Origin of the sequence: Kitasatospora sp. NPDC057904 (assembly GCF_042887925.1) — a bacterium.
GTDB lineage: Bacteria > Actinomycetota > Actinomycetes > Streptomycetales > Streptomycetaceae > Kitasatospora.
The window spans coordinates 1-4,276 of the sequence record NZ_JBHVOL010000061.1 but is presented as its reverse complement, the minus strand read 5'-3'; the positions used below and the strand labels follow the sequence as shown (position 1 = coordinate 4,276).

Annotated in this window: 1 protein-coding gene; it reads left to right on the top strand. The window is 75.5% G+C overall.

The window, feature by feature from the left end:
- On the top strand, nucleotides 1–4,276 hold a 4,276-nt coding region (locus ACFVSN_RS45020), incomplete at both ends, for a beta-ketoacyl synthase N-terminal-like domain-containing protein (protein WP_387959297.1).

Sequence of the window (4,276 nt, the reverse complement as noted above, 5' to 3'; positions counted from 1 at the left end):
GGCCGCCACCCTCACCACCACCGACCTCGCCCGCCTCGCCCGCACCGGCATCACCCCCCTCACCACCACCGAAGCCCTCACCCACTTCGACACGGCACTGCGATCCGGCCGGTCGCCGCTCGTGGCGGCCCGGTTCGCGACCGCAGCACTGGCCGCCTCGGACACCCCGGTGCCGGCGCCCCTGCGTTCGCTGGTGCGGACCTCGCCGCGCCGGGTCGCGGCAGGCACCTCGGACCAGGGCCAGGGCCCGGCCCTGAGCGAGCGGCTGGCCCTCGCCCCGGCCGCCGAGGCGGACCGCATGCTGCTCGACCTGGTGCGGACCACCACGGCCACGGTGCTCGGCCACCCCGACGCGAACTCCGTCGCGGAAGGCCGCGCCTTCACCGATCTGGGCTTCGACTCGCTGGCGGCGGTCGACCTGCGCAACCGGCTCGCCAGGGCCACCGGCCTCCGGCTGCCCACCACGCTGGTCTTCGACCACCCGACCCCGGCGTCACTCGCCGACCTCCTGCGGACCGAGCTCCTGGGCGAGCGGGCCGACCGACCGGCCGTCGCCGTCGCCAACGGCACGACCGCCGCGACCGACACCGACCCGATCGCCATCGTCGCGATGGCCTGCCGCTTCCCCGGCGACGTGAGCTCACCCGAGGACCTGTGGCGCCTGGTGGTCGACGGCGTCGACGCGGTCTCCGGCTTCCCCACGGACCGCGGCTGGGACCTGGAGCGCCTGTACGATCCGGACGCCGAGCGGCCCGGCACGTCGTACACCCGCGCGGGCGGGTTCCTGCACGACGCCGACCGGTTCGACCCCGACTTCTTCGGCATCAGCCCCCGCGAGGCGCTCACCACCGACCCGCAGCAGCGCCTGCTGTTGGAGGTCGCCTGGGAGGCCTTCGAACGGGCCGGCATCGACCCGGCCGTCCTGCGCGGCTCGCGCACCGGCGTCTTCGCCGGCGTCATGTACAACGACTACGGCGCCCGGCTGCACCAGGCCCCGCAGGCTCCGGACGGCTACGAGGGCTACCTGGTGAGCGGCAGCGCCGGCAGCGTGGCCTCGGGCCGGGTGGCGTACACCTTCGGGCTGGAGGGCCCGGCGGTCACCGTCGACACCGCGTGCTCCTCCTCGCTCGTCGCCCTGCACCTCGCCGCCCAGTCCCTGCGGCAGGGCGAGTGCGACCTCGCACTCGCCGGCGGGGTGACGGTGATGGCGAGCCCGGCGACCTTCGTCGAGTTCAGCCGGCAGCGCGGACTGTCCGCCGACGGCCGCTGCAAGCCGTTCGCCGCGGCGGCCGACGGCACCGGCTGGGGCGAGGGCGCGGGCCTGCTGCTCGTCGAGCGCCTCTCCGACGCCCGCCGCAACGGCCACCGGGTCCTGGCCGTCCTGCGCGGATCCGCCGTCAACCAGGACGGCGCCTCCAACGGCCTGACCGCCCCGAACGGCCCCTCGCAGCAGCGCGTCATCCACCAGGCCCTCCACCAGGCCGCACTCACCGCCGCCGACATCGACGCGGTCGAGGCCCACGGCACCGGCACCCGCCTCGGCGACCCCATCGAAGCCCAGGCGCTCCTCGCCACCTACGGACAGGACCGGCCCGCCGAACACCCCCTCCTGCTCGGCTCCCTGAAGTCCAACATCGGCCACACCCAGGCCGCCGCAGGAGTCGCCGGCGTCATCAAGATGGTCCAGGCGATGCGCCACGGCATCCTGCCCAGGAGCCTGCACATCGACGAACCCACCCCGCACGTCGACTGGACCACCGGCGCCGTCGAACTCCTCACCGACAACACCGCATGGCCCGCACACGACCGCCCCCGCCGCGCCGCCGTCTCCTCCTTCGGCATCAGCGGCACCAACGCCCACGTCATCCTCGAACAGGCGCCCGCCCTGGCCGAGGCCCCGACCACCGAGCCGGTGGAACCGCCGGCCCGGCCGGTGCCGTGGCTGCTCTCGGGGCACACCCCCGAGGCTCTCCGGGCCGGGGCCGACCGGCTGGCCCGCCACCTCGCCGAGCGGCCGGCGGAGCCGCTCGCCGGCATCGCCCACACCCTCGCCACCGCGCGTACTCCGCAGGCCCACCGCGCCTGGTTCGTCGCGGAGGAACGGACGGAGGTCCTGGACGCCCTCGGCGTGCTCGCCACCGGGCAGAGCGCCGGCACACCTGCGCAGGCCGCACCGCGCATCGCGTTCCTGTTCACCGGACAGGGCAGCCAGCGCGCCGGCATGGGCCGCGAACTCCACGCCGCCCACCCCGAATTCGCCGCCGCCTTCGACGCCGCCTGCGCCGCCCTCGACCCCCACCTCGACCGCCCGCTGCGCGCCATCGTCTTCGCCGACGAGGGCACCCCCGAAGCCGCACTCCTCCACCAGACCCGCTACACCCAACCCGCCCTCTTCGCCCTCGAAACCGCCCTCCACCGCCTACTGGAGCACTGGGGCGTGCGCCCGGACGCGGTGCTCGGCCACTCCATCGGCTCGATCGCGGCCGCCCACGCGGCCGGCGTCCTGTCGCTGCCCGACGCGGCCGCCCTCGTGGCCGCCCGCGGCAGGCTCATGCAGGAGCTGCCTCCCGGTGGCGCCATGGTCGCCCTGTCCCTGGACGAGGAGACCACCGCCGGGCTGCTCACCGGCCTCGACGGGGCCGCGGGGACGGCCGCGCTCAACGGCCCGCGGGCGACGGTCGTCTCGGGCACCGAGGACGCCGTGCGGGAGGTCGCGGCCCGGGCCGCCGAGCTGGGCGCCAAGGTCCGTCGGCTGACCGTCAGTCACGCCTTCCACTCACCGCTGATGGAACCAATGCTGGACGACTTCCGCAAGGTCGTGGCAGGACTCGACTTCCACGCACCGCGCATCCCGGTGGTGTCCGACCTGACCGGCCGGATCGCCACCGCCGAGGAGCTCGCCTCGCCCGAGCACTGGGTCCGGCACGTCCGCGACACCGTCCGCTTCGCCGACGGACTGCGCGCCCTGGACGAGGACGGCATCGGCGGCTACCTCGAACTCGGCCCGGACGCGGTGCTCGCCACCATGGCGGCCGACACCCTCCCGGACGCGCTCCTGCTCCCCGCGCTGCGGCGCGACCGCCCGGAGCTGCGCACCCTCCCGCAGGCGCTCGCCGCCCTGCACACGGCAGGTGCCCCGGTCGACTGGGCCGCGTACTTCGCCCACCACGACGGGTACCGGCCGGAGCTTCCCACCTACCCCTTCCAGCGCGACCGCTACTGGCTCGACGTCCCGCAGGCGCCCACCGGCGACCTCGGCCGGGCCGGCCTGGGCACCGCGGACCACCCGCTGCTCGGGGCCGCCGTCGAGCTCGCCGACGGTTCGGGTACCGTCCACACGGGCCGGCTGTCCCTGCGCACCCAGCCCTGGCTCGCGGACCACCGGATCCTCGGCTCCGCGCTCCTCCCCGGCACCGCGCTCCTCGAACTCGCGCTGCACGCCGGCCTGCGGGCCGGCAGCCCGACCGTGACGGAACTGACCCTGCACGCCCCCCTGGCGGTCCCGGAGGAGGGCGCCGTCCAGATCCAGCTGACCGTCGGCGCATCCGACGAGGAAGGCGGACGCTCCGTCACGATCCACTCCCGCGAGGACGGCGCCGAGGCGCCGTGGACGATGCACGCCTCCGGTGCACTGACGGCCGCCGCACCTCCTGCGCCCGACCCGGAGCCCTGGCCGCCGGCCGACGCCGAACCGGTCGACGTGGCCGACGCGTACGAGACGCTGGCGGCGTCCGGGTACGCCTACGGACCGCTCTTCCAGGGGCTGCGAGCGGCCTGGCGGAACGGCGACACCTGGCACGCCGAGGTCGCACTGGCCGAGGAACTCACCGACCGGGTGGGCGAGTTCTCGGTCCACCCGGTACTGCTCGACGCCGCGCTGCACCCCCTGGCACTGGCCGGCTCGGACGGCTCGGGCGGCCTGCGGGTGCCGTTCTCCTGGAGCGGGGTCCGGCTGCACACCACCGGCGCGACCGCGCTGCGCGTCCAACTGACCCCCACGGGAACCGACCGCGTCGCCCTCCTGCTGACGGACGCCGACGGCTCACCGGTGCTCTCGGTCGACACCCTCGCGGTGCGCGAGACCGACCCGGCCCGGCTGGCCACCACCCGCCGGGCGGCGGACTCCCTGCTCCAGCTCGACTGGGTTCCGCTCGCGGCGTCCGGTGGGGGTTCGGGTCACTCCGACACCCCGGAACCGGTGATCGTCCACCTCGACACCGACACCACCCCCGAGGACACCGCACTCCACGCCCTCACCCTCGTCCAGAACTGGCTC